Annotated in this window: 1 protein-coding gene; it reads right to left on the bottom strand. The window is 59.9% G+C overall.

Features of this window, described 5'->3' with window-relative positions; genetic code table 11:
- On the bottom strand, nucleotides 1-856 hold an 856-nt coding region (gene hutG / locus INT22_RS03250; RefSeq protein WP_193067685.1), incomplete at its 3' end, for a formimidoylglutamase.
- Between the last annotated feature and the right edge of the window lie 32 nt (nucleotides 857-888).

The following is an 888-nucleotide window of genomic DNA, read 5'->3' as shown; positions in this document are numbered from 1 at the left end:
CGCTGTCGCGGATGGTCTCAATCAGCGGTTCAATCAGCGCGAGTGAGACGCCGCGAGCGGCGGGGGCACTGACGCCAGGGGCTTCCCCTGCGGGCAGGACATCCAGATCGATGGTCAGATAGAGGTGATCGCAACGCACCATGAAGCGCTCCAGGTCGCGCCGGATGCACTCAAGCTGCGCCGGTTGGAAGTCCCGATCTTCACGAACCATGACGCCGAGTTGTGCTGCGTGACTAAACAGTGCGCGGGTATTGGCAGCGCGGCTTACGCCTAAGCAGGCGTAACGAAACGGCCAGCCGCGCTTAGCGCATTCATCAGCAATTTGCGTAAAGGGGGTGCCCGAAGAGCGCACATGAGAGGGATCGCGCAGATCGAAGTGGGCATCAAAATTGATAATGCCGATGCGTGGTGCTTTTTCACCGCTATCAGCGAGATGCTGGGCAAGCCCCAGCCAACTGCCATAGGCCACCTCATGGCCGCCGCCTAGCACAACGGGAAAGTGTTCAGCCTTAAGTAACGCTGCTAATCGATCGGCGAGGGCTTGTTGGGCGGTTTCTAGGGCATCGCCTTCGCAGCGTACATTTCCCGCATCATAGGCTGGGCCTGTGCGGTGCCACGCCAGCGGTGCCAGCGCTTTACGCAGTGCCGAAGGGCCTTGCGCAGCACCGGTACGCCCCTGGTTTCTGGCCACACCTGCATCGCTTTCAAAACCTAATAAAGCACAGCCCGGCGCTGCCGTTGGGCTGAGCGGTTGGATCTTTTGATGCCAGCGCTCACTGTTGGGTTCTGGGTCTGTTCGGCCCGTCCAGAGTGACATGTCGAGTTCAGTGGCAGTGGCTTTACTGTTAATGGCCATGGGTAAGCACCCCCTGGAACATGCGCTGACGA

Source organism: Halomonas sp. 3D7M (assembly GCF_014897885.1).
Taxonomy (GTDB): domain Bacteria; phylum Pseudomonadota; class Gammaproteobacteria; order Pseudomonadales; family Halomonadaceae; genus Vreelandella.
The sequence above is the reverse complement of the archived record's forward strand: the minus strand, read 5'-3'. Positions and strand labels throughout refer to the sequence as shown.